The following is a 402-nucleotide window of genomic DNA, read 5'->3' as shown; positions in this document are numbered from 1 at the left end:
GCAGAGCCCATCCCGACAAAGAACGGCGGTCCTTGCGACCGCCGTTTTTGCATTCTGACCCCGGATCGCTGCACGCAGAAACGGGTACGCTCGTCCTGCCAGACCCGCCCGACGCCCGCAGAAACGGGTACGCCCGCCGCCATCCTGCATCGGCAACGAGCAAAGAAAAACCCGCCGCGCGGGAAGCGCGGCGGGTTTCATCGTCCAGCCGATTTACTGCACCACGCCGGCCAGCGTGATCGACACGGGCATCGCCTCGGGTCCGGCCGTGCAGCGCGCGGTCACCGTGAACGGCCCGTTGGCGAGCGGCGTGATCGATGCCGAGTTCGGCGCGATCACCACCTGGTTCAGGATGATGTTGCTGCTGGCAGTAGACCACGCCCAGCTGCCAAAGCACGGCGA

The 402-nt window shown here is 66.4% G+C and carries 1 pseudogene; it reads right to left on the bottom strand.

The annotated features are described in order from the left end of the window. Window positions 1-213: 213 nt before the first annotated feature. A pseudogene (locus tag AB4Z27_RS29715) lies at window positions 214-402 on the bottom strand (hypothetical protein); the annotation flags it as partial.

It is taken from the genome of Cupriavidus sp. KB_39 (assembly GCF_052114485.1).
Classification (GTDB): domain Bacteria; phylum Pseudomonadota; class Gammaproteobacteria; order Burkholderiales; family Burkholderiaceae; genus Cupriavidus.
The sequence above is the reverse complement of the archived record's forward strand: the minus strand, read 5'-3'. Positions and strand labels throughout refer to the sequence as shown.